23 protein-coding genes and 3 pseudogenes are annotated in these 23179 nt (G+C 71.7%); 13 read left to right on the top strand and 13 right to left on the bottom strand.

Annotation, left to right across the window (positions count from 1 at the left end):
- Positions 1–79: 79 nt before the first annotated feature.
- A complete protein-coding gene (locus KIS93_RS58975) occupies positions 80–1072 on the bottom strand; it encodes a LacI family DNA-binding transcriptional regulator (RefSeq protein WP_222108110.1) in 993 nt (330 codons plus the stop codon).
- A gap of 205 nt (positions 1073–1277) precedes the next feature.
- Here KIS93_RS58975 and KIS93_RS66940 point away from each other — a divergent pair.
- The 6 genes and pseudogenes from KIS93_RS66940 to KIS93_RS68670 form a co-directional block, all read left to right on the top strand.
- Positions 1278–1391, top strand: a pseudogene (locus KIS93_RS66940) (replication initiator); the annotation flags it as partial.
- 220 nt (positions 1392–1611) lie between these two features.
- Positions 1612–1764 (top strand): hypothetical protein, encoded by a 153-nt coding sequence (locus tag KIS93_RS58970; RefSeq protein WP_155127745.1) that lies wholly within the window; start codon positions 1612–1614, stop codon positions 1762–1764.
- A gap of 309 nt (positions 1765–2073) precedes the next feature.
- On the top strand, positions 2074–2238 hold the full coding sequence (locus KIS93_RS58965; RefSeq protein WP_155127742.1) for a hypothetical protein: 165 nt from the start codon (positions 2074–2076) through the stop codon (positions 2236–2238).
- A 924-nt stretch (positions 2239–3162) separates the two neighbouring features.
- The gene (gene msrB, locus KIS93_RS58960; protein ID WP_230466268.1) at positions 3163–3756 is read left to right on the top strand and encodes a peptide-methionine (R)-S-oxide reductase; all 594 of its coding nucleotides are present in this window, start codon (positions 3163–3165) and stop codon (positions 3754–3756) included.
- A 9-nt stretch (positions 3757–3765) separates the two neighbouring features.
- A complete protein-coding gene (gene msrA / locus KIS93_RS58955; protein ID WP_080039747.1) occupies positions 3766–4272 on the top strand; it encodes a peptide-methionine (S)-S-oxide reductase MsrA in 507 nt (168 codons plus the stop codon).
- 105 nt (positions 4273–4377) lie between these two features.
- Positions 4378–4653 (top strand): annotated as a pseudogene (locus KIS93_RS68670) (pyridoxal-phosphate dependent enzyme); the annotation flags it as partial.
- 219 nt (positions 4654–4872) lie between these two features.
- Here KIS93_RS68670 and KIS93_RS58945 read toward each other — a convergent pair.
- Genes KIS93_RS58945 through KIS93_RS58930 form a run of 4 tightly spaced genes read right to left on the bottom strand, consistent with a single transcriptional unit; the run spans position 4873 to position 9652 of the window.
- Entirely contained in the window at positions 4873–6324 is a 1452-nt protein-coding gene (locus KIS93_RS58945) for an FAD-dependent monooxygenase (protein WP_080039746.1), read from the bottom strand.
- Between the two features lie 32 nt (positions 6325–6356).
- Complete coding sequence (gene sigJ / locus KIS93_RS58940; RefSeq protein ID WP_080039745.1) at positions 6357–7253, bottom strand: RNA polymerase sigma factor SigJ; 897 nt, start codon at positions 7251–7253, stop codon at positions 6357–6359.
- Positions 7250–8431: an NAD(P)/FAD-dependent oxidoreductase gene (locus KIS93_RS58935; RefSeq protein WP_080039744.1), complete on the bottom strand. Its 1182-nt coding sequence runs from the start codon at positions 8429–8431 to the stop codon at positions 7250–7252. The genes sigJ and KIS93_RS58935 overlap by 4 nt, the downstream gene beginning before the upstream one ends.
- Before the next feature lie 54 nt (positions 8432–8485).
- Positions 8486–9652, bottom strand: a complete 1167-nt coding sequence (locus KIS93_RS58930) for an MFS transporter (protein ID WP_080039743.1) — start codon at positions 9650–9652, stop codon at positions 8486–8488.
- A gap of 26 nt (positions 9653–9678) precedes the next feature.
- Between KIS93_RS58930 and KIS93_RS58925 the strand changes: the two genes are divergently transcribed.
- On the top strand, positions 9679–10200 hold the full coding sequence (locus KIS93_RS58925; RefSeq protein WP_080039742.1) for a CGNR zinc finger domain-containing protein: 522 nt from the start codon (positions 9679–9681) through the stop codon (positions 10198–10200).
- A 52-nt stretch (positions 10201–10252) separates the two neighbouring features.
- On the opposite strand, the gene KIS93_RS58920 is transcribed toward KIS93_RS58925, so the two are convergent.
- Positions 10253–11743, bottom strand: coding sequence for an alpha/beta fold hydrolase (locus tag KIS93_RS58920; protein WP_155127739.1), 1491 nt, complete (start codon positions 11741–11743; stop codon positions 10253–10255).
- A 185-nt stretch (positions 11744–11928) separates the two neighbouring features.
- On the opposite strand from KIS93_RS58920, the gene KIS93_RS58915 reads away from it, so the two are divergent.
- Entirely contained in the window at positions 11929–12192 is a 264-nt protein-coding gene (locus KIS93_RS58915; protein WP_080039740.1) for a sensor histidine kinase, read from the top strand.
- Positions 12193–12226: 34 nt separating this feature from the next.
- On the opposite strand, the pseudogene KIS93_RS58910 reads toward KIS93_RS58915, so the two are convergent.
- The 3 genes and pseudogenes from KIS93_RS58910 to KIS93_RS58900 all read right to left on the bottom strand — a co-directional run bounded on the left by KIS93_RS58910 (position 12227) and on the right by KIS93_RS58900 (position 13807).
- Positions 12227–13005 (bottom strand): annotated as a pseudogene (locus tag KIS93_RS58910) (phosphotransferase).
- Positions 13006–13197: 192 nt separating this feature from the next.
- Positions 13198–13641 (bottom strand): cyanase, encoded by a 444-nt coding sequence (cynS, locus tag KIS93_RS58905; RefSeq protein ID WP_080039738.1) that lies wholly within the window; start codon positions 13639–13641, stop codon positions 13198–13200.
- A gap of 4 nt (positions 13642–13645) precedes the next feature.
- Positions 13646–13807: a hypothetical protein gene (locus tag KIS93_RS58900; RefSeq protein ID WP_186405096.1), complete on the bottom strand. Its 162-nt coding sequence runs from the start codon at positions 13805–13807 to the stop codon at positions 13646–13648.
- A gap of 143 nt (positions 13808–13950) precedes the next feature.
- Here KIS93_RS58900 and KIS93_RS58895 point away from each other — a divergent pair, with 143 nt between their 5' ends.
- On the top strand, positions 13951–15390 hold the full coding sequence (locus tag KIS93_RS58895; protein WP_080039737.1) for an aldehyde dehydrogenase family protein: 1440 nt from the start codon (positions 13951–13953) through the stop codon (positions 15388–15390).
- A gap of 45 nt (positions 15391–15435) precedes the next feature.
- Here the strand turns inward: KIS93_RS58895 and KIS93_RS58890 are convergent, their stop codons facing one another.
- From KIS93_RS58890 to KIS93_RS58880, 3 genes are all read right to left on the bottom strand, one after another.
- The gene (locus KIS93_RS58890; RefSeq protein ID WP_080039736.1) at positions 15436–16425 is read right to left on the bottom strand and encodes an AraC-like ligand-binding domain-containing protein; all 990 of its coding nucleotides are present in this window, start codon (positions 16423–16425) and stop codon (positions 15436–15438) included.
- 117 nt (positions 16426–16542) lie between these two features.
- The gene (locus KIS93_RS58885; RefSeq protein WP_080039735.1) at positions 16543–18510 is read right to left on the bottom strand and encodes a S8 family serine peptidase; all 1968 of its coding nucleotides are present in this window, start codon (positions 18508–18510) and stop codon (positions 16543–16545) included.
- A complete protein-coding gene (locus KIS93_RS58880; RefSeq protein WP_155127736.1) occupies positions 18510–19067 on the bottom strand; it encodes a hypothetical protein in 558 nt (185 codons plus the stop codon). Before KIS93_RS58880 ends, KIS93_RS58885 begins: the two co-directional genes overlap by 1 nt.
- Before the next feature lie 436 nt (positions 19068–19503).
- Between KIS93_RS58880 and KIS93_RS58875 the strand changes: the two genes are divergently transcribed.
- Both KIS93_RS58875 and KIS93_RS58870 read left to right on the top strand, forming a co-directional pair.
- On the top strand, positions 19504–20595 hold the full coding sequence (locus KIS93_RS58875) for a glycoside hydrolase family 53 protein (protein WP_080039733.1): 1092 nt from the start codon (positions 19504–19506) through the stop codon (positions 20593–20595).
- A 179-nt stretch (positions 20596–20774) separates the two neighbouring features.
- On the top strand, positions 20775–21353 hold the full coding sequence (locus KIS93_RS58870; protein ID WP_080039732.1) for a dihydrofolate reductase family protein: 579 nt from the start codon (positions 20775–20777) through the stop codon (positions 21351–21353).
- On the opposite strand, the gene KIS93_RS58865 is transcribed toward KIS93_RS58870, so the two are convergent.
- Positions 21335–22117, bottom strand: a complete 783-nt coding sequence (locus tag KIS93_RS58865) for a helix-turn-helix domain-containing protein (RefSeq protein WP_080039731.1) — start codon at positions 22115–22117, stop codon at positions 21335–21337. The two genes, KIS93_RS58870 and KIS93_RS58865, sit on opposite strands and share 19 nt — an antisense overlap.
- A gap of 98 nt (positions 22118–22215) precedes the next feature.
- Here KIS93_RS58865 and KIS93_RS58860 point away from each other — a divergent pair, with 98 nt between their 5' ends.
- Both KIS93_RS58860 and KIS93_RS58855 read left to right on the top strand, forming a co-directional pair.
- Positions 22216–22695, top strand: a complete 480-nt coding sequence (locus KIS93_RS58860; RefSeq protein WP_222108108.1) for a Chromate resistance protein ChrB — start codon at positions 22216–22218, stop codon at positions 22693–22695.
- Positions 22692–23123: a chromate resistance protein ChrB domain-containing protein gene (locus KIS93_RS58855; RefSeq protein ID WP_080039729.1), complete on the top strand. Its 432-nt coding sequence runs from the start codon at positions 22692–22694 to the stop codon at positions 23121–23123. Before KIS93_RS58860 ends, KIS93_RS58855 begins: the two co-directional genes overlap by 4 nt.
- Positions 23124–23179 lie beyond the last annotated feature (56 nt).

The raw sequence follows: 23179 nt of genomic DNA, 5'->3' as shown, positions 1-23179 counted from the left end.
TGCACTACTTACACGTGATAGTAACGTCGATCTCCGGGCACCATGAACGGCCGAGCCCGAGTCGCCCGCCGTGGCCCCTTCAGGCGGACTCCCGCTCGACCACCCGGATCCCGGCATCCGGCAGCACGTCAAGCTGCGAAGGCTCGCCGTTCAGCGCCCTGAGCAGCGCGGCGGCGATGCGCGCGCCGAGCTCGCCGCTGTCCTGGGCGACCGTGGTGAGCGGCGGCACCGCGAAGCGGGCCGCCGGAATGTCGTCGGCGCCGATCACCGGCAGGCTCGTGCCCAGCTTCCGCATGCCGGCCAGCAGCGCCAGGGCCACCTCGTCGTTGTAGGCGCACACGGCGCCCGGAGGTCGCCGCCAGCCCGCCACCGTCTCGGCCGCCGCGGCGGCGTCCAGGGGGATGGTCGCGACGATCGGCACCGGCAGACCGGCCTCCGCGCACGCCTGCGCCGCTCCCTCGGCCCGCCCCTGACCCAGCGCGCTCAGCCGGGGGTCGTCGGGCAGGACGTAGGCGAGCCGGGTATGCCCCTTCCCGATCAGGTACTGCGCTTGGAGCCGGCCCACGCCGTTGAGCCACAAGGTCGAGCCGACATCGTGGCCGCTCTGCTCCGGGGACGGCAGCACGGCCGCGATGTTCGCGCGCTTCATGCCGGCCCTTTCGCCGGCCGTGAACGGCCGCATGCCGAACACGGCCGCCGGGGCGAGCGCGGTCCACAGCCGCGCGAGATCGTCGTCCCGGCCGGTGTGCACATGGGTGACGAGGGTCAGCCCGGCGCCGGCCAGCACCTGCGCGGCCCGGTCGACCAACTCCGCCATGGTGGGCCCCTGCGGCCAATCCGGCAGGACGAACAGCACGACGTCGCTCCGGCCGCTGCGCAGCGTACGGGCAGGCGCGTAGGGCGTGTACCCCAGTCGGGCCGCCGCCTGCAGCACCCGCTGCCGGGTGGCCTCGGGGATGGACTGACCCGGCGTGTCGTTCAGGACAAAACTAACCGTGGCCCGCGACAGCCCCGCCTCCCGCGCCACGTCCACACTGGTGATGCGGCGTTTGCCCTTTTTCTGGTCCGCCACTCTGCCCTCGCCCCCGCCGTCCATCCGTCGGGACGATGCTAACGTCCGCCCGCCCGTGGGTAACACGTGCCAGTAACGCAGTCCCCTGAGACAACCTCGTCAACCGGCTCAGCCGCCGGCGAACTCTCCGTCGCCGACCCGAACGGCACCGTGAGACGCGCTGCACTTCCCAAGCCGGTCGATCGGTCCGTGTGGCGGCCATGACGTGCAGTACTCCGCCACCGTCGAGCCCCAGAGGCGGCTCACGCCGCACCTGCACATGGCGATCCGCGGCACGCATCCCCGTGCGAAGCTGCGACAGGTCGCCGCCGCGACGTCTCACCAGGCGTGGTGGCCTCGAACAGGCACGGCAGAACCGGTACGGCATCAGCGGTACCCCGCGCCGATGACCAGGCCGAGCCAGCTGTTCACCAACGAGCAACTGGCCGGTGAGTTTCTCGCCGACCTCAACACCCTCACCACGCTGACGCGACCTCCCGCTTCGGCCTCCGCGCTCTCAAGCTGAGACTGCCGGTGCCGGGCTCGCCTCGATCACTACGGTGATCGCCAAGCTCGCTCAGGAACATTTACCGGCGAGTGCGCCGCGGCTGGTTCCCGTACAGGACGGCATGCTCGGCTGTCTCAAGGCTAAGAGCTCCAAAGATTGCCCGGTCGTCGACGACTGGTACATGAAGCGCGCAAAAGTTCGGTGAAACGGATTGTGCCGGTGACATCGGCTACAGCGGATCGAACTGCCCGCCGGCGAAGGATGTGTACGAGGCGCTGGAGAGGTACGGGCGCGTACGCGCTGTTCATCTTGGTAACCCATCTGGTAGGACTTGCGTGCGGTATGGTCAGCGTGTTCTCAGGAGTCTTCTTCATCGCCATCGGGGCGGTGAACAAGGGCCATGGAAATGTCGTCACCTACCGTGTCACCAATGGGCACGAGAGCGCCACGATAGACAGCCGGCAGCCCGGCAGGGGGTAGCGCGTCCGTGAGAAGGATGTGGTGGGTCGTTACGGTGGTCGGCTTCGTTCTCATGACCGGCGCGCTGATCTACTCGCGCACGACGCCGCCCGAGCCGGGCGGGGTGGTCGGCTCGTCGCTGATCCTGGCGGGAGCTGTGATCACGTTCGCCGGGTCGATCGGCCGCTGGCTGAGCGCTCCCGACAGGGACGATCGATGAGGTGACGGTCGGCGTCCACGCCCACGCCGGCCGGCCACCCACCAGTCCTCTCGATAGAGCCGACCCCGCACCGCCCCCGAAACTTGGTATTGCTCAGATCGGCGTACCAGGTCCTGGGGTTCTGCATCCTGCTGTATCTATTGATGATTGCGGCCACGACCACCGGGCCCTTGTCGACCAGGCGCCGCCGTCTGATCAGCCAGCGCTGGACTTACCCAGGCATGGCCGAGCCCTCCACCGGTCCCGAATGGGCTGCGTAATCTGGTGATCCGGGTGGCTGAAGAGAACCCACGATGGACATCGGCGGATCCATGGTGAACTGCTGGGCCTCGGCCATCAGATAGGGGAGGGCACCATCGGTCGCATCCTCACTGCGGATGGTCTCGGCCTTGTTTCGCTCGAAAACGCGGTTTCGTGCTGTGAGCTAAGGTCAGGGCGGTGGCTGCGATCATCGCGTTGTAGTGTTGTCGCTTGTCTATCGAACCAGGCGCTCCGCCGCCAGGTCGGCGGCTCGGCCGCGGTGGAATCACGCCGACCGGCTCTGGCTCACGGCGTTATCGCGGCTGATCCACCGCCGCCAGTGGGCGCGAGTCTTCCCGATTGCAAGGCGAGTTGGCTCGCCTGGGCTACCCGACCGGGGCATGGACGGTGCAACGGGCCCGCGACCTGAGCATGGGCCTGGGGGAGCGCATCGCCGGGCTGCGGTTCGTGATCCACGATCCGGCCCGCGTGCCGCAGGAGTATCTGATCCATGACGACGAGCACCGGCCGCACCAGTCCCGGGGCCAATGGCCTCCAGACATTGCGCCGCAGCCCTACGTGACCTGCGGTGTTCACCTGACGTGTGGGTGGCCGGACGCGACCTTGGCGCGGAGGTTGCAGAGGGAGAGCGCAAGCGGGTGTCTGTAGGAATAGAACCGGCCCGTGGAGTGTCTCTATCTCCGCGTCCAGGAGCGCTTCACCTGGTTCCCCAGCTTCGTGCCGAAAGGCCGGGAAGGGAAAGTTGTGCCCCGGCAGACCCAGTACCACAAGAACCCGGAAGCTGTTTCGCGGCTCGACCCGGAGCAGTACCGCGTGACCCAGCAGGACGGTACCGAGCGCCCGTTCGCCAACGCCTACTGGGACAACCACGAGCCCGGCATCTACGTCGACGTCGTGTCCGGCGAGCCGCTGTTCGCGTCGGTCGACAAGTACGACAGCCACTCCGGCTGGCCGAGCTTCACCAAGCCGATCAGCGGGCCGATCAGCGGGCCGGTCACCGGGCCCATCACTGGGCCGATCGCCCAGCCGAACGTCGTCGAGCGTAAGGACTTCAGCCACGGGATGGTCCGGGTGGAGGTCCGCTCGTTGCACGGGGACAGTCACCTCGGGCACGTCTTCGACGACGGTCCTGCCGACAGGGGCGGGCTGCGCTACTGCATCAACTCCGCGTCGTTGCGGTTCATCCACCTCGATGACCTGGAGCAGGAGGGGTACGGGGAATACCGCACCCTGTTCGCGAGCGACACCGACAAGTAAGGAGACGACGTGACCACCGAAAAGGCGATTCTCGCCGGCGGCTGCTTCTGGGGCATGGAGGAGTTGTTCCGCCACCAGCCCGGCGTCGTGTCCACGCGCGTCGGCTACAGCGGCGGCGACGTCCCGAACGCCACCTACCGCAACCACGGCACCCACGCCGAGTCCATCGAGGTCGTCTACGACCCCGACAAGACCAGCTTCCGCGAGCTGCTCGAGTTCTTCTTCCAGGTGCACGACCCCTCGACGAAGAACCGCCAGGGCAACGACATCGGCACCAGCTACCGCTCGGCGATCTTCTACACGAGCGACGAGCAGAAGCGGGTGGCCGAGGAGACCATCGCCGACGTCGACGCTTCGGGCCTGTGGCCGGGTAAGGTCGTCACCGAGGTCACCCCGGCGGGCGACTTCTGGGAGGCCGAGCCCGAGCATCAAGACTACCTGCAGAAGTACCCCAACGGCTACACCTGCCACTTCCCCCGTCCCGGGTGGAAGCTCCCGAAGCGGGAAACGGCCTGATATTTCCGGCGCGCGGACTCCGAGTCCGCGCGCCGACGCGTATCCGGGGAAACGCGGTGGGCAGAGCTCCCCGGGAAACGTGGCGGGCAGAGCTCCCCGGGAAACGTGGCGGGCAGAGCTCTCCGGGAAACCTGGCGGATAGAGCTCTCCGGGAAACGTGGTGGGCAGAGCACCGCCGCTCTTGAGCTGCTCAAAGAGACTGGCGCGCTGATCGTGCCCGTCGGAGGCGGCGGTCTCATCGCCGGCAGCGCCGTCGCGGCCAGGACGCTGCACCCCGCGATCCAGGTCGTCGGCGTCGAGCCCGCGGAGGGCTACGACACCAAGCGCTTGCTGGAGAGCGGGGAACGCGTCTCCATCCCCGTGCCGCGGACGATCGCCGACGGCCAGGCCCTGCCCATCCCGGGCGAGATCACCTCCGCCGTCAACCGCCGCCTGCTCGACGCCAGCGCCCGTGGCCGCCCTCCTGGCCGGCCACGTCCCGGGACCGCAGCGGCGCGTCGGCGTGATCGCCTCTCGGCGGCACCATCGACCCCGCAGGTTCGCCGAGCTCACCGGCCGCTGAACAGAGAACCGCGCAGGGCCGGCGCCCGCACAGGCGGGCTAACGCGTGCCGGGGCCGAGCCACGTGGTCAGCGCGGCCCGGAGCACGTCCAGGTCCGGCCGCTGCCCGGAGCGGGCGACCCAGGCGACATGCCCGTCGGGACGGATGAGCACGGCGTCCAGCTCGGAGCCGCCGGCAGGGTGGGCGCGGACGAGATCGACCCGGCCCGCCCAGCCGGTCACGACGCCGTCGAGCGCCGGAAGATCGCCGAGATCCAGTAGGACCGCATGGGCGTGGTGCAGGAGATCGTAGACGCGGCCCCGGTCGAGGTCGAGGTCCGGCATGCGGCGGCCGAGGAGGTCGTCGGTTCCGTCCATCGGGTACCGGAGGTCGGTCGCGGTGATCATGCCGGCCAGGCGGAGCCGTACCTCGTCGATGCCGATGAGATCGTCCAGCACCTCGCGCAGCGCGGAGGTGTGCTCGTCCACCCGCCAGAGCGCGGTCTGGGCGCGGGTGTTGTGCAGGACGCGGGCCGCGACCGGGTGCCGCTCGGCGTGGTAGGTGTCGAGGAGCGAGTCGGGGGCGTGGCCGTGGGCGACGGCGGCGAGCTTCCAGCCGAGGTTGACCGCGTCCTGCACGCCGGTGTTCAGGCCCTGGCCGCCCGCCGGGAAGTGGACGTGGGCGGCGTCGCCGGCCAGCAGCACCCGGCCGTCGCGGTAGCGGTCGGCCTGGCGGGCCGCGTCGCCGTGGCGGGAGAGCCAGCGCGGCGAGTGCATGCCGAAGTCCGTGCCGGCGATGGTGAGCATGGCCTTGCGGAGGGTTTCCAGGGTCATCGGCTCGTCCCGGCCGGCGACGTGGCCGAACTCGTTGGTCAGCACCCGGTACCAGCCGGGGCCGTACGACAGCACCGAGAACCTGCCGTGCTCGCGCCGCTCCTGGAAGATGTCGTGCGCGGGCGGCTCGGCGAGCTCGACGTCGCCGAGCATCGCGGTCATCGTGGCCGGGGTGCCGGGGAAGCCGATGCCGGCGAGCCGGCGCACGGTGCTGCGCCCGCCGTCGCAGCCGACGAGGTAGCCGGCCCGGACGCGCGAGCCGTCGGCGAGCTCGACCGTGACATCCGTGCCGGACTGGGTGAAGCCCGTCACCTCGGCGTCACGGCGCAGCCGCACCCCCAGCCGCGCCGCGCGTTCCTCCAGCAGCCGCTCCACCTCGGCCTGCAGGATGAGCAGCGCGTACGGATACCGCGTCGCCACGCCGGACAGGCCGAGCGTGAGGCCGGAGAAGTGCACGTCGTGGCGTGGCCGTCCGCGCTCCAGGAAGCGGTCGAGCAGGCCCCGCTGGTCGAGCGTCTCCAGCGTGCGGATGTGCAGGCCGCCGGCCCGCGACTCCACCGTCCGAGGCTCGGGGAGCCGTTCGAGGACGAGCACGTCGATCCCGGCGAGCCCCAGCTCGCACGCCAGCATCAGCCCCGTCGGCCCCGCCCCGGCGATCACCACCTGGGTGTCGGTCATCGTTGAACTCCTTGATCAAGTGAAAAGGACCGCTACCGGCTGATCCGGCGCGGAGCCGTCAGTGCGAGGAGCTTGTCCGGGTTGCGGACGACGTAGAAGTGGGTGATCTTCCCGTCGCCGATCTCGAGCAGGCAGACGCCGGCCAGGCGATCGCCGTCGTAGGCGGCCAGCGCGGGCGCGTGGTTGCAGGTGACCGGCTCGACGCGCGAGCCCGGCACCCGTCCCGCGCGGAACAGCTCCATGACGAGCGCGGCCACGTTCCGCGCGCCCACCACCGGCCGGCGGGTCGCGGTGACCTTGCCGCCGCCGTCGGCGGTCCAGGTGGCGTCCGGCGCGAGCAGCGCGAGCAGCCCCTCCATGTCGCCGGTCGCCGTCGCGGCCATGAACTGCTCCGTGACGCGCGTGGTCGTTTCGGCGTCGACGGGGCCGAAGCGTCTGCGCCGCGCCTGCACGTGCCCGCGGGCGCGGTGCGCCATCTGGCGCACCGTCACCACGGACCTGCCGACCGCCGACGCGACCTCGTCGTAGTCGAACCCGAACACCTCGCGCAGCACGAACACCGCGCGCTCGTCGGGGGTGAGCGCTTCGAGCAGGACGAGCATCGCCATCGACACCGACTCGGCGAGCACCACGTCGGCGGACGCGTCGTCGTCCGCCAGCAGCAGCGGCTCGGGCAGCCACGAGCCGACGTACTCCTCGCGGCGGCGCGTGCTCGCCCGCACGGCGTTGAGCGCCTGGCGGGTCACCAGCCGCGCCAGGTACGACCGGGTGTCGCGCACCGTGGCGAGATCCACCGTGGCCCACCGCAGGTAGCTGTCCTGCAGCACGTCGTCGGACTCGGTCGCGGAGCCGAGGATCTCGTACACGATGGTGAACAGCAGCGGCCGCAGCACGGTGAAGCGCTCGGCGTGCTCGTCGGTGCCGCTCATGCCGGGGTGACCGGGGCGGTGGCGGGTGTCTCGGGGCGCGGGCCGCCCTTGGGCCAGCTCATGGAGCCGGGCTTGCGCGCCTCGCCGCGGATCCGCTTCGACACCACGAACCTGCACGTCATCTCCTTGATGATGGCACCCGCGCGGCCGGGGATGTAGACGTTCACCGCCTTGTCGTCCTTGCCGGCGATCTGCCGGATGCCGGCGTGCCGGCCGAGGCTGACGCACGCGCCGGTGAAGGCCAGGTCGATCGCCGCCGGCTCGGTGCCCGCGATGCGGCTCAGCACGGTGTCGGCGGCCTGCGCGCCGAGCGGCCCCGCGGCGTAGCCGCTCATCCGCAGCGGCCGGCCCGACGGTGCGGCGGCGTCGCCCGCCGCGACGACGCGCTCGTCGTCCACGCTGGTCAGCGTCTCGTCGGTGAGCAGCCGGCCGAGCGCGTCGGTACGCAGCCCGCTCGCCGCCGCCAGCTCCGGCAGCCCGAAACCGACCGTCCAGATGGTCAGCACGCTCGGACGCACCCCGCCATCGTCCAGGACGATCGCCTCCGGCCGGACCTCGGTCACCGTGACGCCCTCCAGCACGGTGACACCGTGGCGGGCCAGCCACTTGGCGACGTACCGGCGTCCCCCTGAGCTGAGGTAGGGCGCCAGGGTCCGGCCGCAGACCAGCGCGACCGCGCGGCCCCGCTCGGCCAGCTCGGCGGCCGTCTCGACGCCGGTGAGCCCGCCGCCGACCACCGTGACGGGAGCGCCGGGCGGCAGCTCGTCCAGCCGGGCGCGCAGCCGCCGCGCGGACTCCAGGTCCGCGAGGGGCCAGGCGTGCTCGGCCGCGCCCGGCACCGAGGGGACCGCGCCGGTGCTGCCGACGGCGTAGATGACGTAGTCGTAGTCCAGCGCGCCGCCCGAGGCCAGCAGCACCTGGCGGGCGGCGGTGTCGATGCGGGTCGCGCTGTCCACGACCAGCTCGACGCCCTCGCCGAGCAGCGTGCCGTAGTCGATCGTGGCCTGTCCGGTACGGGCCACGAACTGGTGCAGCCGGATGCGTTCGACGAACTCCGGCCGCGGGTTGACCAGGGTGACGGCGACGTCGTCGCGCACGCGCAGCCGGTTGGCCGCCAGCGTTCCGGCATAACCGCCACCGATGACCACGACCTTGTGGGAGGTGTTGTGTCCTGTCATGCCCCCAAGACACCGGTCGTCGCGGTCGCGTGACAGGGCGGGCGGTGACGTCCGTCACAGGCGGACGGTCGCGACCAGGGTGACGGCGGTCAGGGCGGAGAGCAGGATCCACGCGGGGGCGAAGCCGCCGGTCAGGTCCGTGAGCAGGCCCAGCACGAAGGGCGCCAGGACGATCGCCACCTGGTTGACCGCCATGGCCAGGCCGAGGGCGAACCCGGTGTGGTCCGGCGGCGCCGACTCGGCCGCGTAGGTGATCCAGGGCCCGTACCAGCCGATCCCGAAGAAGCCGAGCCAGACGAAGAGCAGGCAGGCCGCGACGGGGGAGCGGCCGAGCGGGGTCGTCAGCGCCAGCATCCCGATGATCACGGCGATCAGGCAGGTCAGGACGCAGGCGTAGCGGCCCGCGGCGTGGCGGTCGCTCCAGGCGGCCAGGCAGATGCGGCCCAGCGCGCCCGCGCACTGGACGGCGACGTACACCAGGGCCGCCACGGCGGCGCTCAGTGACGTCACCTCGTGCAGGTACAGGACGGTGAGGACGCCCAGGCCGCTGTGCACCGACACCATGCTCGTCCCGGACAGGACGATCTTCTTCATGTACGGCTCGCGCAACAGCTCCAGCCGCACGCGGGAGGTCGCCGGCACGGGACGCCGGTTCGGCGGGCGGCGGTAGAGGGTCATGAAGGCGACGGCGCCCGCCAGGGCGATGACCGCGCCGGCCAGCACCGTCGACCGCCAGCCGTAGGCCGCCGCCATGGCGGGGAGCACGAAGGCGGCGAGGGCGCCGCCGAGCGGGAGCCCCGCCTGGCGGATACCCATGGCCAGCCCGCGCTGCGAGGCGCCGAACCACGACGCCACCGACTTGCTGCCGCCCGGCTGGATCGTGCTGTACCCGGCGCCGACGATCAGCAGGACGGCCAGCAGCGACAGGTATCCCGGGGCCACGCCGGCCAGGGCGAGCGCGGCGGCGACCACGAGAGCGCCGATGCCGACGACCCAGCGTTCGTCGTGGCGGTCCAGCAGCCGGCCCGCCACGAGCAGCCCGGCCAGGGGGAGGAGCTGGGCGGCCGACAGCAGCAGGCCCAGCTGGGTCGTGTTCAGCTCCAGGTCGCGTTGCAGGTGAACGCTCATCGCGCCGATGCCCTGCACGAAGAACCCGGTCGCGGCCTGGGTGAAGGTGGCGACACCCAGGATGACCCAGCGGTATCGCGCGGTTCGCGTCATGCCGTCCAGGCTGTTGTAATGAGCTTGTGCACCTCAACCCTTACGGCGCGGATGTGGTGAACTTCGCCGCGGAGCTGGCGAACCACCCGCCACGCAGCGCCGACGAGCTCGCCGGCCGCTGCCGCGCGGCCGGTCTCGTGCTGGAACGCCCCGTCGAGCCGGCCGACCTCGGCCGGACCCTCGCCGTCATCGACGCCTGGACGCGGGTCGTCGACGCCACGGGCGAGCAAGAACGGGCCAAGCTGGTCAACGAGATGCTGGCCCGGTCGGCCGCCTATCCCCGGATGACCGACCACGCCCACGGCTGGCACCTGCACTATCGCGACGACGACCAGCCGCTCGGCGCGGTGCTGTTCGCGCTGATCTCCGTGGGCACCGCGCTGCACCTCGTCAGCCGCGGCATGGACCGGCTCGGCCGCTGTGCCGCCGCCGACTGCGACACCATCTTCGCCGACACCTCGCGCACGGCCCGGCAGCGTTACTGCTCCCACCCGTGCGCCAACCGCGACGCGGTCCGCCGCCACCGCGCCCGCCGTTCCCCACCCTGAGGGCCCCACCCTGAGGGCCGCACCCTGAGGGGCGGGGAACGACGGTCCCGGCCTAGCCCTGGGGCTCCTCCGCCGGGCAGCGGTTGCCCGTGACCGGGGTGGCCGGCGAGATGAGGTAGGTGTCCATGACCTTCGTGGTGCACTCGGTCATGCCGTACACGCCGTGGCCCCAGCCCTCGTAGGTGAGCAGTGTGGCCTTGGAGCCGAGCTGGCGGGCCACGTTGGCCGACCACTCGTAGGGGGTGTCGGGGTCGTGCTTCGAGGTGGCCACCAGCAGCGGGGTGCTGCCGAGGTAGCGCAGCCGGTGCTGCGGGTTGTTGACCGGGTGGCCCTGGCAGATCGGCATGTCGCCCATCGGCATCGGGTTGTAGCGCATGTCCGGGGCCACCGCGTTGGAGGCGCTCATCACCTCGGCGTAGTGGGCGTAGTCGCGCAGCCCCAGGTTCCAGTCCTGGCACAGGATCGCGGTCGGCAGCTCGGCGGTCTCGCCGCCCACCTGCCAGTTGCCGGGCGGGCCCGGCATGTCGTCCGGCACCGGCCCGCCGTCCAGGGCGAGCAGCACCTGGGCCTCCAGCCGCCAGGACGGCGCCTCGTTCATGATCACGCCCAGCCAGAGCAGGTTGTGGGCCGGCACCGGGCGGCCGTCGCCCGGCCACAGCAGCTCGCCGCGCTCGGCCTTGTCCAGCAGGCTCTTCCACAGCGCCCGCACGTCCCGGCCGTGCAGCACGCACTCCTGGCTGCGCTCGCACCAGGCGACGAACTCGTCGAAGCTGTCCTGGACGGTGGCCGCCTCGGTGACCTGGAACGCCTTGACGTCCAGGCTGTGGTCCATGTTGCTGTCCAGGATCATGGCGCGGATGCGGTGCGGGAACAGCTCGGCGTACATCTGCTGGGCGAGCGTGCCGTAGGAGACGCCGTAGGAGGTCAGCCTGCTCTCGCCGAGCGCGGCGCGGATGGCGTCCATGTCCTTGGCCACGTTGACCGAGTCGAGGTGGTCGTACAGCGGGCCGGTCCGCTTGCGGCAGTCGTCGCGCAGCTTGCGGTCGAAGGCCACCCACTTGTCGAAGTCGGCCTGGCTGGTCATGACCGGGTACGGCATCTCGTTGTAGACCGCGGCCGAGCACGTCACCGAGCCGCTGCGGGCCACGCCGCGCGGGTCGTAGCTGACGATGTCGAAGCGCCGCTGGATCTCCTCGCTGAAGCCCGAGGGGCGCAGGATGTCGTTCACTCCCGAGTTGCCCGGCCCGCCCGGGTTGGTCAGCAGCGACCCGATCCGCGCGGATGGGTCGGTGGCCTTGCGCCGGGCCAGGGCCAGGGCGACGGTCGGCCCGTACGGCCGGGACCAGTCGATCGGCACGGCCAGCGTGCCGCACTCGACGCTCGGCTCCTCCTCGCACGGCCCCCATGTGATGCCGCGCCTGCCGACGGCATCCGTGACGTCCTGCTCGTCCGTCTCCGCGCCGGCCGCTCCCGCCATGGGGACGGCCAGCAGCGTCGCCATCATCATGAGGATGGCGGCGAGCAGGGGAGTTCTTCTCAGCACATTGCTCCTCTTCGTCGATCGGCACGTCGCCGGGCCCGCCGGGCTGCTCGATCGGTCCTGCCTCGCTGTACCTGGAACAGACCCCCGTGGAGCAACCCCGCGCGCCTCAACGGCCCGTGGCAGGGCCGCTGACGCGCCTCTCCTTGATCATGACAACGGAATCTAACAGGCGAAGGCCCCGCGGTGTGACATTACGCCAGAAGACAGACAAATACCGGCCCCGCTCCGGGAGCGCGGGTGCGCTGCCGCCGGCCGTCGATCACACGGCCTACCGGGTGGTCCAGGAGGCGCTGACGAACGCCGTCCGGCATGCCGCAGACCGAGGGGCGGGCCTGCGCGACATGCGGGAGCGGGTGCGCCTGCTCGGCGGCGCCCTGTCGGCGGGACCGGCGGGACCGGGCGGCTGGCGGGTGCGGGCCGACCTGCCCAGGGAAGGGAACGCGTGGTGACGATCCGGGTGCTGGTCGCCGACGACCAGTGCTCTCAACCCTCTGCCGCGACGATCGCCTGAAGCCGGGCCCGGCATTCGGCGACGAAGGCGGGATAGATGTGCCAGTAGTACGACACTCCGGTGATGCCCACCGCGATCGCCCACGCCCTCGCGCGCGCCCAGACCGGATCGTCGAGGCCCAGGGCGTCGCGGTACGCCTGCCGCGCCTGGGGCGGCAGGTCCCAGACGGTGGCGTGCTCGGCGTCGGGGAAACCGACCGACAGGCATCCGAAGTCGATGACCGCGTGCAGCTTGCCCTCCCGCACCAGGAGGTTGGTGGGTTTGAGGTCGCCGTGCAGCCACACGTGCGCCCCGGAGGGCTCGGGCAGGGCGAGCGCGGCCCGCCACAGCCGTTCCAGGGTCTCGACGTCGAGCGTCGTGTCGGAGGCGATCCGGCAGTCGGCGAAACACGGGGCGACCCACGCGTCGCAGTCCTGGAGACGGCCTCCGCGGTACCAGCTGAGGTCGCCCGTGCGCGTCGCGCCCCTCAGGTCGATGCCGTGCAGCTCCCGGACGAACGCCGCCAGGTCGGCGCCGAAGGCGGACCAGTCGTGGACGGTGTCGTGCCGGGCCTCGTCCCCGTCGATCCAGCGGTAGACCGACCAGGCGAGCGGGAACGCCGCGCCCGGCGCCCGGCATGCACCGGCTCCGGGACCGCCCGCGCGAGCTGCGGCGCCAGCCGGGGCAGCCACTCCTGCTCCTTGCGCACCGAGCGCGCCTTCTCCGCCGTTCGCGGCAGCCGCACGAGCAGGTCGTCACCGAGCCGGTACATGACGTTGTCCGTGCCCGACCCGGCCGGCGACAACGGCAGGCCGGCCCACCGCGGGCACTGCTCCCTCAGGAGCGCCCCGACGGTCGCCTCGTCGATCGGCACCTCGTTCTCATGCAGCGTCACACCGGAGATCTTCGCGCCGGACCACCCGGCGAGGCGACTGCTTTTGGCCGTCCTCGCCCCCGGGGCCGGTCACCACTGGTAGGGCAGGTACTTGCCGTCCATGGTGATGACGACGCGGTCGCCCGCCGGGTCGGGCACCCGCTTGACGTCCAGCCGGAAGTTGATGGCGCTCATGATGCCGTCGCCGCACTGCTCGTGGATCAGCTCCTTGATGGCCGGCCCGTACACCTGGATGACCTCGTACAGGCGGTAGATGGTGGGATCGACCGGGACGGCGGCGTCGAGCCCGCCCCGGGTGGGCTGCAGCTGGAAGGCGAGCGCGACGTCGTCGCCGAGCTCCAGCAGGGCCGCCGCCTTCGCCGCCTCCTCCTTGCTCATCGGGTGCTGGCCGAGCAGCGCCGCCGTCGTCCACACCAGGGGGCGGCCGACGGCTTCGGCGAGCTGTTCCCAGGTCACGCCGGTCACGGCCTTGGCGTGGCGGACGGCCTCCGCGGCCTGCTGCTTGCTGATCACAGGGTCACTTCCCGGTGGAGTAGGAGTGGGCGCCGGTGCCGGCCAGTGCGCCGCCCTCGACGATCAGATACTCCTCCCGGATCGGGGCGCCGTCCAGCCACGCCTCCAGGCTCTCCCGCGTGCCGGTGAGCTGCCCGCTCTCCAGCGCGCGCACGACCGCGTCCATGCCGGGCCGGGCGGTGCGCGCGTTGGAGAGCGCCCGTGCGCGTACTGGAGATTCGCGCCCGCGGCCCGTCGTACGGTGCGCCCATGGCGAACGGGCGAAGGAGGTCTCACCGGTCCGCGTTGGTGAACAGGAGAGGTCGCAAGATGCGTACGGACATGCTGATCGGAGGCGAGTGGACGGCAGGCGCGGGGCCCGTCTTCCCCTCGTACAACCCCGCGACCGGCGAGGTGCTCGCCGAGCTGCGCGAGGCGACGGAGCAGGACGTGGACGCCGCCGTGCGGGCCGCCGCCGCCGCGTTCGCCTCGCCCGGGTGGGGCGGGCTGCTGCCCGCCGCCCGGGCCAGGCTCCTGCTGCGGGTCGCCGACCTGCTGGAGGAGCACACCGACGAGCTGGCCCGGCTGGAGACCCAGGACCAGGGGCAGCCGCTGAACGTGAGCGCGGGATTCTCCGTCCCGAACGCCGTGGAGCACTTCCGCTACTACGCCGGCTGGGTCACCAAGATCACCGGCGTGACCGTGCCGCTGTCCGTCCCGGACGTGGACTATCGCAGCCGCCGCGAACCGGTCGGCGTCTGCGGGCTCATCACCCCGTGGAACTTCCCGCTCATGATCCTCGTGTGGAAGCTCGCGCCCGCGCTCGCCTGCGGCAACACCGTGGTGATCAAGCCGGCCGAGCAGACGCCGCTGTCCACGCTGCGGCTGGCCGAGCTCATCCAGGAGGCCGGCGTCCCGGCCGGGGTGGTCAACGTCGTCACCGGCGGCCCGGACGTGGGCCGCGCGCTCGTCCGGCACCCGCAGGTCAAGAAGATCTCCTTCACCGGCTCCACGCAGGTCGGCAGGGAGATCGGCGCCGAATGCGGCCGCGCGCTGAAGAAGGTGTCCCTGGAGCTCGGCGGCAAGGCGCCGAGCATCATCGCCGCCGACGCCGACCTCGGCGCCGTCCTCCAGGGCAACCTGCTGGGCGGGCTGCTCAACTCCGGGCAGGTCTGCGCCGCCTACACCCGCTTCTACGTCGACGCCAGGCGGCACGACGAGTTCGCTCACCAGCTCGCCACCGCCGCGGCGACCCTGCGGCTCGGCGACGGCCTCGACCCCGATACCCACCTCGGCCCGCTGGTCTCCGCCGAGCAGGTCGAGCAGGCGGACAGCTACGTCGCGCTCGGCAAGAAGGAGGGCGCCGAGCTGCTGACCGGCGGCGAACGGCCCGGCGGCGAGCTGGCCCGGGGCTTCTTCTACCCGCCGACCGTGTTCGCCGGCGTCCGGCAGGACATGCGCATCGCCCGCGAGGAGATCTTCGGCCCGGTGCTGACCGTCCTGCCCTATGAGGACCCCGAGGAGCTGGCCGTCCTCGCCAACGACAGCGACTACGGCCTGGCCGCCGCCATCTGGTCCCGCGACATCGGCACCGCCAACCGGCTCGCCCGGCAGGTCAAGGCCGGCACCGTGTGGATCAACATGATGCAGGGCCTCGACGCCGGAGCCGCCTGGGGCGGCATGAAAGCCTCCGGCATCGGCCGCGAGATGGGCTGGGAGGCCATCACCGCCTACACCGAGGTCAAGAGCATCTGGACCAGCCTCGCCTGACGGCAGGCTCTGCGATCCGGTGCCGTGGCCGCCTGACCTGCACGGTCACGGCACCGCTCCAGCGCCCGTCTCAGGGCCCGTCTCAGGGCCCGTCTCAGGGCGCGGACCGTACGCCGCCTTCCTGATCTCGGCCGCGCCGCACCCGAACTCGGCGCGCAGGGCCCGGCTGAGATGCGCGGCGTCGAGCACGCCCCAGCGGGCGGCGATCGCCGCCACGCTGCGCCCGGCCAGCGCGGGATCGGCCAGGTCGCGGCGGATGCGCTCCAGCCGCTGCCGGCGGATCCAGGCCGCCGGCGTGAGGCCGCGCGCGCCGAACACCTTGTGCAGGTAACGCAGCGACACGTGGTGCGCGCGGGCCACCGACGCCGGCGTCAGCCCCGGATCGTGCAACCGGCCCAGGCAGTACGTGAGCAGCCGGTCGCCGAGATCGTCCTGGCCCGGCGCCGCCACCGGCTGCTCGGCCAGCGCCGACAGCACCACCGACACGAGCGCGTCCGCCACGTGCGGGCCCGCCTCCCGCCCCATGGCGTCGAGCTCACCGGCCGCCTCCCGCAGCAACAACGCCGCCAGCCGCCGCCCGCCGCCGTCCGTCGGCACCACCGACGCCGTCCGCGCCGCCAGCCGGCCGAGGTGGCCGCCGAACAGCGGGCGCGGAATCCCGAGCACCACCAGATCGAACGGATCCCAGAACCGCAGCTCGTACGGCCGCACGGTCTCGTACACGACGAGGTCGCCGGCGCCCGGCAGGCACTGCCGGCCGTCCTGCTGCACGCCCGCCCGCCCCCGCCCGTGCAGCGCCACCTTCACCAGCTCGCGGTCCCCGGAACCGATGAGCGCCCGCGAGCGCCGCACCACGCAGGGGCCGCCGACGATCCGGGTGACCAGCACCCCGCCGGGCCGGACGCCGCGCAACTCCCCGTCGGGTCCCGGCCCGGTGGGGCGGATGCGCATGGGGGCGAACGCGTCGGAGGCCACCTGCTGGAAGCGCTCCACCTGCTCGGTCCGCGACGTGCGGGCCGGACGGAGAGAGGGCATGAGACGTACTCCTCCCGGAGGCGCGGGCGGCGGTCCTGCGCATCTCGGCCACCCCTGTCATTGTCACCGGCCCGCCCGCGCCCGAAGATGGCCGGCCGGCCAGGTTCACAGGGCCTGTCAGGTGACGCGCCAGGCGATCGCGTACGGCTGGGGGCCGCGCGTGATGCGGTGGGCGCGGACCGTGATGACGGCCTGACCGGTGGGGACGCCGCTCCAGCAGACCTGCTCGACGTTGTTGCGGCGGTCGTAACCGTCGCCGCTGCCCATGTTGCCGTGGCGTTCCCCGCCGCCGGCGCGGACGACGAGGTCGAGGTCGTTCTGCAGGCCGGCGCCGGGCGGGTCGGTCCAGACGAGGGTGACCTTCAGCGTGGCGCCGGTGCTGCGCGCCCGCTCCGGCACGGTGATCGTCGTGCTGTGCTCCTGCTCCTGGTCGAGCGGGTCGCCCTGGAGGAAGCCCGCGTCGCGGGAGCGGCCGGGGACGACGATGGCGCGGGCGAGGTCGACCCGGCCGAAGCCGGAGTCGTGGTTGGGGCTGCTGCCCGCCTCGCTGGGGGCGTACTGGCCGGTCAGCTCGACGGCGCCGTTGATGAGCAGGGCCTTGACCAGCGCCGCCGAGGGCTGCGGGGTGCCGTTCGCGATCAGGCTCTCCCGCACGACCGCGGCGCAGCCGCTGACCAGCGGGCACGCCATGCTGGTGCCGTTCTTGAACGACAGCAGCGGGTCGCGGGAGACGCCGGCCGAGGTGGTGGGCTCGGCGACGCGCGACTGCGCGGACAGGACGCTGGTGCCGGGGGCGACCACGTCCGGCTTGTAGCGGCCCTCTCTGGTCGGGCCGCGGCTGCTGAAGGCGGCCATGCCGTGCGGGGCGTCGGCGATCCGGTCGGAGCGGATCGGCTCGGCGGGGAAGTGGTCGGCGTGCTGGTCGCCGTAGGCGATCGGGATGTCGGGGCGGGCGTTCTCGGTGGCGCCGACCGTGATGCAGTTCTTCGCCGCCGCCAGCGAGCCGACCGAGCCGGGATCGACGACGCCGTCGCCGTCGGCGTCCACGCCGTCGTTGCCGGCACCGAAGCAGATCACCATGTCGGGGTGGTGCCAGACGAAGTCGTCGAGCTCCCAGGCCGCCGTGTCGTACGGCAGCCCGGGCTCGCGCAGGCCCCACGAGTTGTTGTGCACGCGCACTCCGTCGGCGTCGTAGACCGGCGCGAACAGCTCGCGCATGTCCTCCGGCAGGCCGCTCCACTCGCCGTCCTCGTCGAGGACGGACTGCAGCACCAGGCGGGCGCGCGGCGCGGTGCCCTCGATCCGGCCGCCCATCCGCGGCGAGTCGACGCTGCCGAGGACGGACCCGGACACGTGCGTGCCGTGGCCGTGCGGGTCGTCGGCCCTGCCGGGCCGGCCGAGCGCGTACAGCCGGGCCACCCGTCCGGCGAAGGCCGGATGCACGTCGGTGGTGGAGCCCTTGTCGAGGCCGGTGTCGGCCACGCCGATCACCTGGCCCTCGCCCTGGTAGGTCGCGTCGGCGACGCGGACGTCGGCGTTGAGCACCACGCGGGCGACGTTGTTGACCGGGCCGTACCGGGGGACGCGGCGGATCAGGCGCACCTCGTCCCAGGTGGCCAGCTCTCGGATCGCGTCCCCGGTCAGGGTCATGCGGGCCTTGTGCGCGCCGACCCGCGGCGTCCAGGCGGCCAGCCGCTCGGACAGGCCGGGCGCGGCCGGGTCCACGCCCTCGTGGAAGACCACCTCGACCGGGCCGGGCGGCAGCGGGGGCGTGGCCCCCGGCAGGCCGCCCGGCACGGCGGGCTCGATCTTCAGGGCGGCGTGGTAGTGGCCGGCCCAGCGCACGTACGGCAGGGCGCGCAGGGCGCCGAGGTCCGCGGCGCGGTAGCGGCACAGGTAGGCGTCGTCGGGCACGTACTCGGCGATCTCCACGCCCATGCCGGTCAGCTCGGCCCGGCGCGGGCCGGTCAGCAGGCCCTCCACCTGCACCAGGACGTGCTCGCCCCCGGCGGCGGCGGGCCCTGGCAGCCGCGCGGCGTTCAGGACGGGGTCGAAGGAGTAGCCGTTGATCGAGATGCTCGTCATCAGGTCCTGCTGCTCGCCTCGGTCCCGGAGCGGTGCCGCAGGACGACGCCCCACGCGTGCGCGAGTGCCGGCGGCCCGTTCCAGGTGGGGGTGGGGACGATCCACTGGTCGTCCGCCAGGTGGTTGTTGTAGACGCTCAGGGCGTAGGTGTCGTAGTCGTGCGGCATGATCGCCCAGTAGGCCGCGTCGGTGCCGGGGATCGGGTGGAAGTCCCAGCGCTGGTCGGAGCTGCCGGTGTCGCCGTTGCGCTGCCGCAGCACGGGGGAGAGGGTGGGGATCTCCGCCGGGGTGTTGCCGGGGCGGAAGGTGAGGTAGTGGCCCTTGGCGCGGTTCTCGATCAGGTACGTCGTCCGGCCCTCGCCCAGGTCGACCTTGTGGAGCTGCCACACCACGGACTTGTTGGTGGGCAGCGGCCAGTGGTTCTCGTTCTGCACCTCGTCGTTGAGGGTGTCGTCAGTCTGGTTCTCCGACTGCAGGAACGTGCCGGTGACCTGGTGGATGAGCAGCAGCTCCTGGTCGGTGGGAGGTGAGCCGTGCACGGGGTTGGGGGGAGCCATGGAGGTGTCTCCTTGGATTGCCGATAGGGTCACCTCTTTTATTTCCATTTCTCGGCATGTTGGTTACTTTCTGTAGCGCTTATAGTCCTGTATCGCCCGTGCAGTGGGTTTATGACCGATCAGAGCAATACAGAGTGTCACAATTGGTGACATATCCGCGCCTGGCCGAAACGCTGATGCGTCCCGCTCTGTGAACGTGCACGGTGGCTGCGCGTCCGATGGAACTTTCATGGCCATCCGGCATGGGCGCCTTGATCGCTGTGGGAGCCTTTACGTGCAGATGGCGGCACATGTGCCCTCCATCGGGGGTTCCTGGGCGATGAGCGGGTGTCTGCACGTGTTGCAGGCGATTCCTTTCAGCCGGGTCGTTTCCCGGGTTACTGTGCACGTTCACAGAGCGCCCTGATCGCAGCCCTGTCCTCACCTCGGAGGATCCATGAGAAGGATCTTGCTGGTGCTGGCGTTGTGCGCCGCCGCGACCGTCCCCGCCGGGCCGCCCGCCCACGCCGCCGCATCGCTCAGCATGCTCGGCGCCGACGTCTCCACCTTGCAACGCGCGCTCGACCTGGGCGCCCCGTACTACGACGCCGGCGGTGCCCGGCGAGACCCCCTCGACATCCTCAAGGGCGTCGGCGTCAACTACGCCCGGCTGCGGATCTGGCACAACCCGGCCAGTGGCTACAACAACAAGGCCAAGGTGCTGCAGCAGGCCAGGGCGATCAAGGCCAAGGGCCTGAAACTCATGGTCGACTTCCACTACTCCGACACCTGGGCCGACCCCGGCAAGCAGGACAAACCAGCCGCCTGGTCGAGCCACGGCATCAGCCAGCTGCAGACCGACGTCTACAACCACACCTACGACGTGTGCACCGCGCTCAAGGCCCAGGGCACCACCCCCGACAGCGTGCAGATCGGCAACGAGATCAACACCGGCATGCTGTGGAACGACGGCAAGGTCGTCAACAACGACTTCACCAACCTGAGCCTGCTGCTGAAGGCCGGCTACAACGCCACCAAGGCGTGCGACTCCGGCACCCAGGTGATCATCCACACGGCCATGGCCGGGAGCCTGACCTCCGCCCGCTGGTTCTACGACGGCATCCGCGCCAAAGGCGTCCCCTGGGACATCACCGGCCTGTCGTACTACTGCATGTGGCACGGCACGCTGTCCAACCTGTCCACCGTCATCGCCGACCTGCGCGCCCGCTACGGCAAGAGCGTGGTCGTCGCGGAGACCGCCTACCCGTTCACCGCCGACGACGCCGACTCCACCCCCAACGCGGTCACCTCGGGCTGCTCCGGGTACGGCCTCACCTGGCAGGGGCAGGGCGCGCAGTTCGCGGCGGTGCAGAACACCGCACGCAACGCCGGCGCCATCGGCGTCTTCTACTGGGAGCCGACCTGGTACGCCGTCCCCGGCAACGGCTGGGACCCGGCCAACCTCGCCACCAGCGGCGACGGGTGGGACAACATGGCCGTCTTCAACTGGACCGGCCACATCAACCCCGGCGTCCGCTGGACACCGTGACCTCCACGCCCCCGTCCTGGCCCCGGGGCCCACCGGACCGCGGGACCGGTCACCGAGGCGGCCCGCGACCAGGCGCTGTCCCCGGCACCGGCGGCGCTGTTGTCGTTTTCGTTCAAGACGGCGACCACGGCCATCATCTAGCGTGGACCCGGCAGCTCGCCCGAGCATGAGGAGACACAGTGCGTAAGTTGGTCTACACCGGTTTCATGTCGCTCGACGGCGTCGTCGACTCTCCCGGCGGCGGGCCGGGGGAGGAGCACCGCAGCGGCGGGTGGGTGTTCAAGGATCTCGAGTTCGTCCCGGAAGCCTGGACGCTGAAGGGCGAGGAGCTCGCCGAGACGACGGCGCTGATGTTCGGCCGCCACAGCTACGAGTCGTTCGCGCAGACCTGGCCCAACTCGCCCGACCACGCCGACTACAAGGAGCTGCCCAAGTACGTGGTGTCGGCCACGCTGTCCGACGACGCCGTCATCGACGGGTGGGGGCCGATCACGATCCTCCGCTCGACCGAGGACGTCGCCGCGCTCAAGGAGAGCGAGGGCGGCGCGATCTTCATCCACGGCAGCGCGGAGCTGGCCCGGCGGCTGTCGGACGAGGGCCTGATCGACCAGTACAACCTGCTCGTCTTCCCCGTGCTGCTCGGCGCCGGAAAGAGCCTGTTCGGCCGGGCCGACCGGGACAAGTACATGCTGACGCTGCGGGAGTCGGACAGCTACGCGAACGGGATCCTGAAGCTGGTCTACGACGTCAAACGCTGACCCGGATCAAGGCGCTGGCCCAGATCAAGGCGCTGGCCCGGATCGAGACGCTGGCCCAGGTCGAGGCGCGGATCCAGGTCGAGGCCGATCGCGCCGCCGGTTCCCTCGCGCAGCTGCCTGACCGTACGTCCGACATAGGAGCGCAAGGCGCGGGCCAGGTGCGGCTCGTCGCAGTAGCCCAGCTTGGCGACGACGTCGGCGGCGGCGGAGCCGGAGGCGAGCAGCCGCGCCGCCGTGCGGGCCCGCTCGATCTGCCGGACGGCGCCCTGCGTCAGCCCGGTCGCGGCCCGGAACCGGCGCTCGACCGTGCGCCCCGACACGGCCGGGCGGTGACCCCGCAGCATCTCGCCGCACAGCGGGTCACGCACCACGATCCCGGCCCGCACGAGCCGCTCGACCAGCGCCTCGGCGTCGTCGGGCCCGGGCGTCTCCCAGCGCGAACCGTCCAGCCGGAACGTCCGGCGCGTGGTGTCGGGCAGCACGATGCCGCCGTCGACCAGCGCCGGCGTGGGCACGGCCCGCAACGAGGTGCCCACGGCGAAGTCGATGCCGGTGAACTTCGCGCCCTCAGGCACCGGCGCCGTCCCGGCCCGGGTCTCGGGGCCGGTGATGGTGGTGTACGCCTGGCCGGCTTGCTCCCAGAACACCAGGCCCCACCGCACTCCCGCGACGGACGTCATCGTGGTGACCTGCTCGCTCGTGCAGGTCCACACGGTGTCGACCCACGGCGAGTCCGATTCGCGCGTCTTGAAGCGCAGTTCCACGGGACGAACGATACGTCCCTTCGCTCGGCCGCGATGCTCTTGAGCGCGGCACCTCGCGGGGTGGTGACGAGGCGCCGCACGCGAACTAGTATGTAACCGTGGTTACAACTGGCGGTGGGCAGTGGGTGCTGCTCGCGTACCGGATCCCGCGCCAGCCGTCCACGCTGCGGATCACGATCTGGCGCAAGCTCGACCGGCTCGGCGTGGCGCGGCTCGGTGACGGGCTGGTGGCGTTGCCCGCCGACGCCCGTACCCGGGAGCAGCTGGACTGGATCGCCGAGGAGATCGGCGAGATGGGCGGCAGCGCCACCGTGTGGCTGGCCGTCCCTGGCAATGCCGCGCAGGAGAGGGCGATCGCCGAGGAGATGCGGCGGGCGCGGGCGGCGGAGTACCGGGCGGTGGCCGAGCAGGCCGAGGCGGCCGCGTCCGCGCGGCCGGGGGAGCGGAGCCGGACCATCAAGCGGTTGCAGGCCGAGCTGCGCCGGATCGGCCGGCGTGACTACTTCCCGCCGATCGAGCGGGAGGCGGCGCAGCGGGCGGTGCGTGCGCTGGTGCGGGTGGTGGAGGGCGCCGGATGAGGTGGGCGACGCGGGCAGGGGTGCACATCGACCGGGCGGCGTGCGCCTGGTTGATCCGGCGGCACCTCGATGCTGAGGCGGAGTTCGTGTTCGTCGACGATCCGGCGCTGGTGCCCGCGGACGCGACGCCGTTCGACATGCGCGGGGCCGAGTTGTCCCATCACGGCGGCGACTGCAGCTTCGAGACGATCCTGCGGCGGTACGAGCTGGATGATCCGGTGTTGTGGAAGCTGGCCGAGATCGTGCACGAGGCCGACCTCGACGACGAGCGCTTCGACGCGCCCGAGGCGGCCGGGGTGGACGTGATCCTGCGCGGGCTGTCGATGATCTGCGACGACGAGCGGGTGCTGGAGATCACCGGGCCGCTCTTCGACGGCCTGTACGAGTTCCACCGACGCGCCCTGCTACTGGGGCGGGAGCCGGCGTGACCCGCCGGCCGCCCTCCCCGGCGATCCTGCCACCCGTTCACCTGCCCTCCGAGAGG

Origin of the sequence: [Actinomadura] parvosata subsp. kistnae, from assembly GCF_900323885.1 — a bacterium.
In the GTDB taxonomy this organism is placed as follows: domain Bacteria; phylum Actinomycetota; class Actinomycetes; order Streptosporangiales; family Streptosporangiaceae; genus Nonomuraea; species Nonomuraea composti.
The sequence above is the reverse complement of the archived record's forward strand: the minus strand, read 5'-3'. Positions and strand labels throughout refer to the sequence as shown.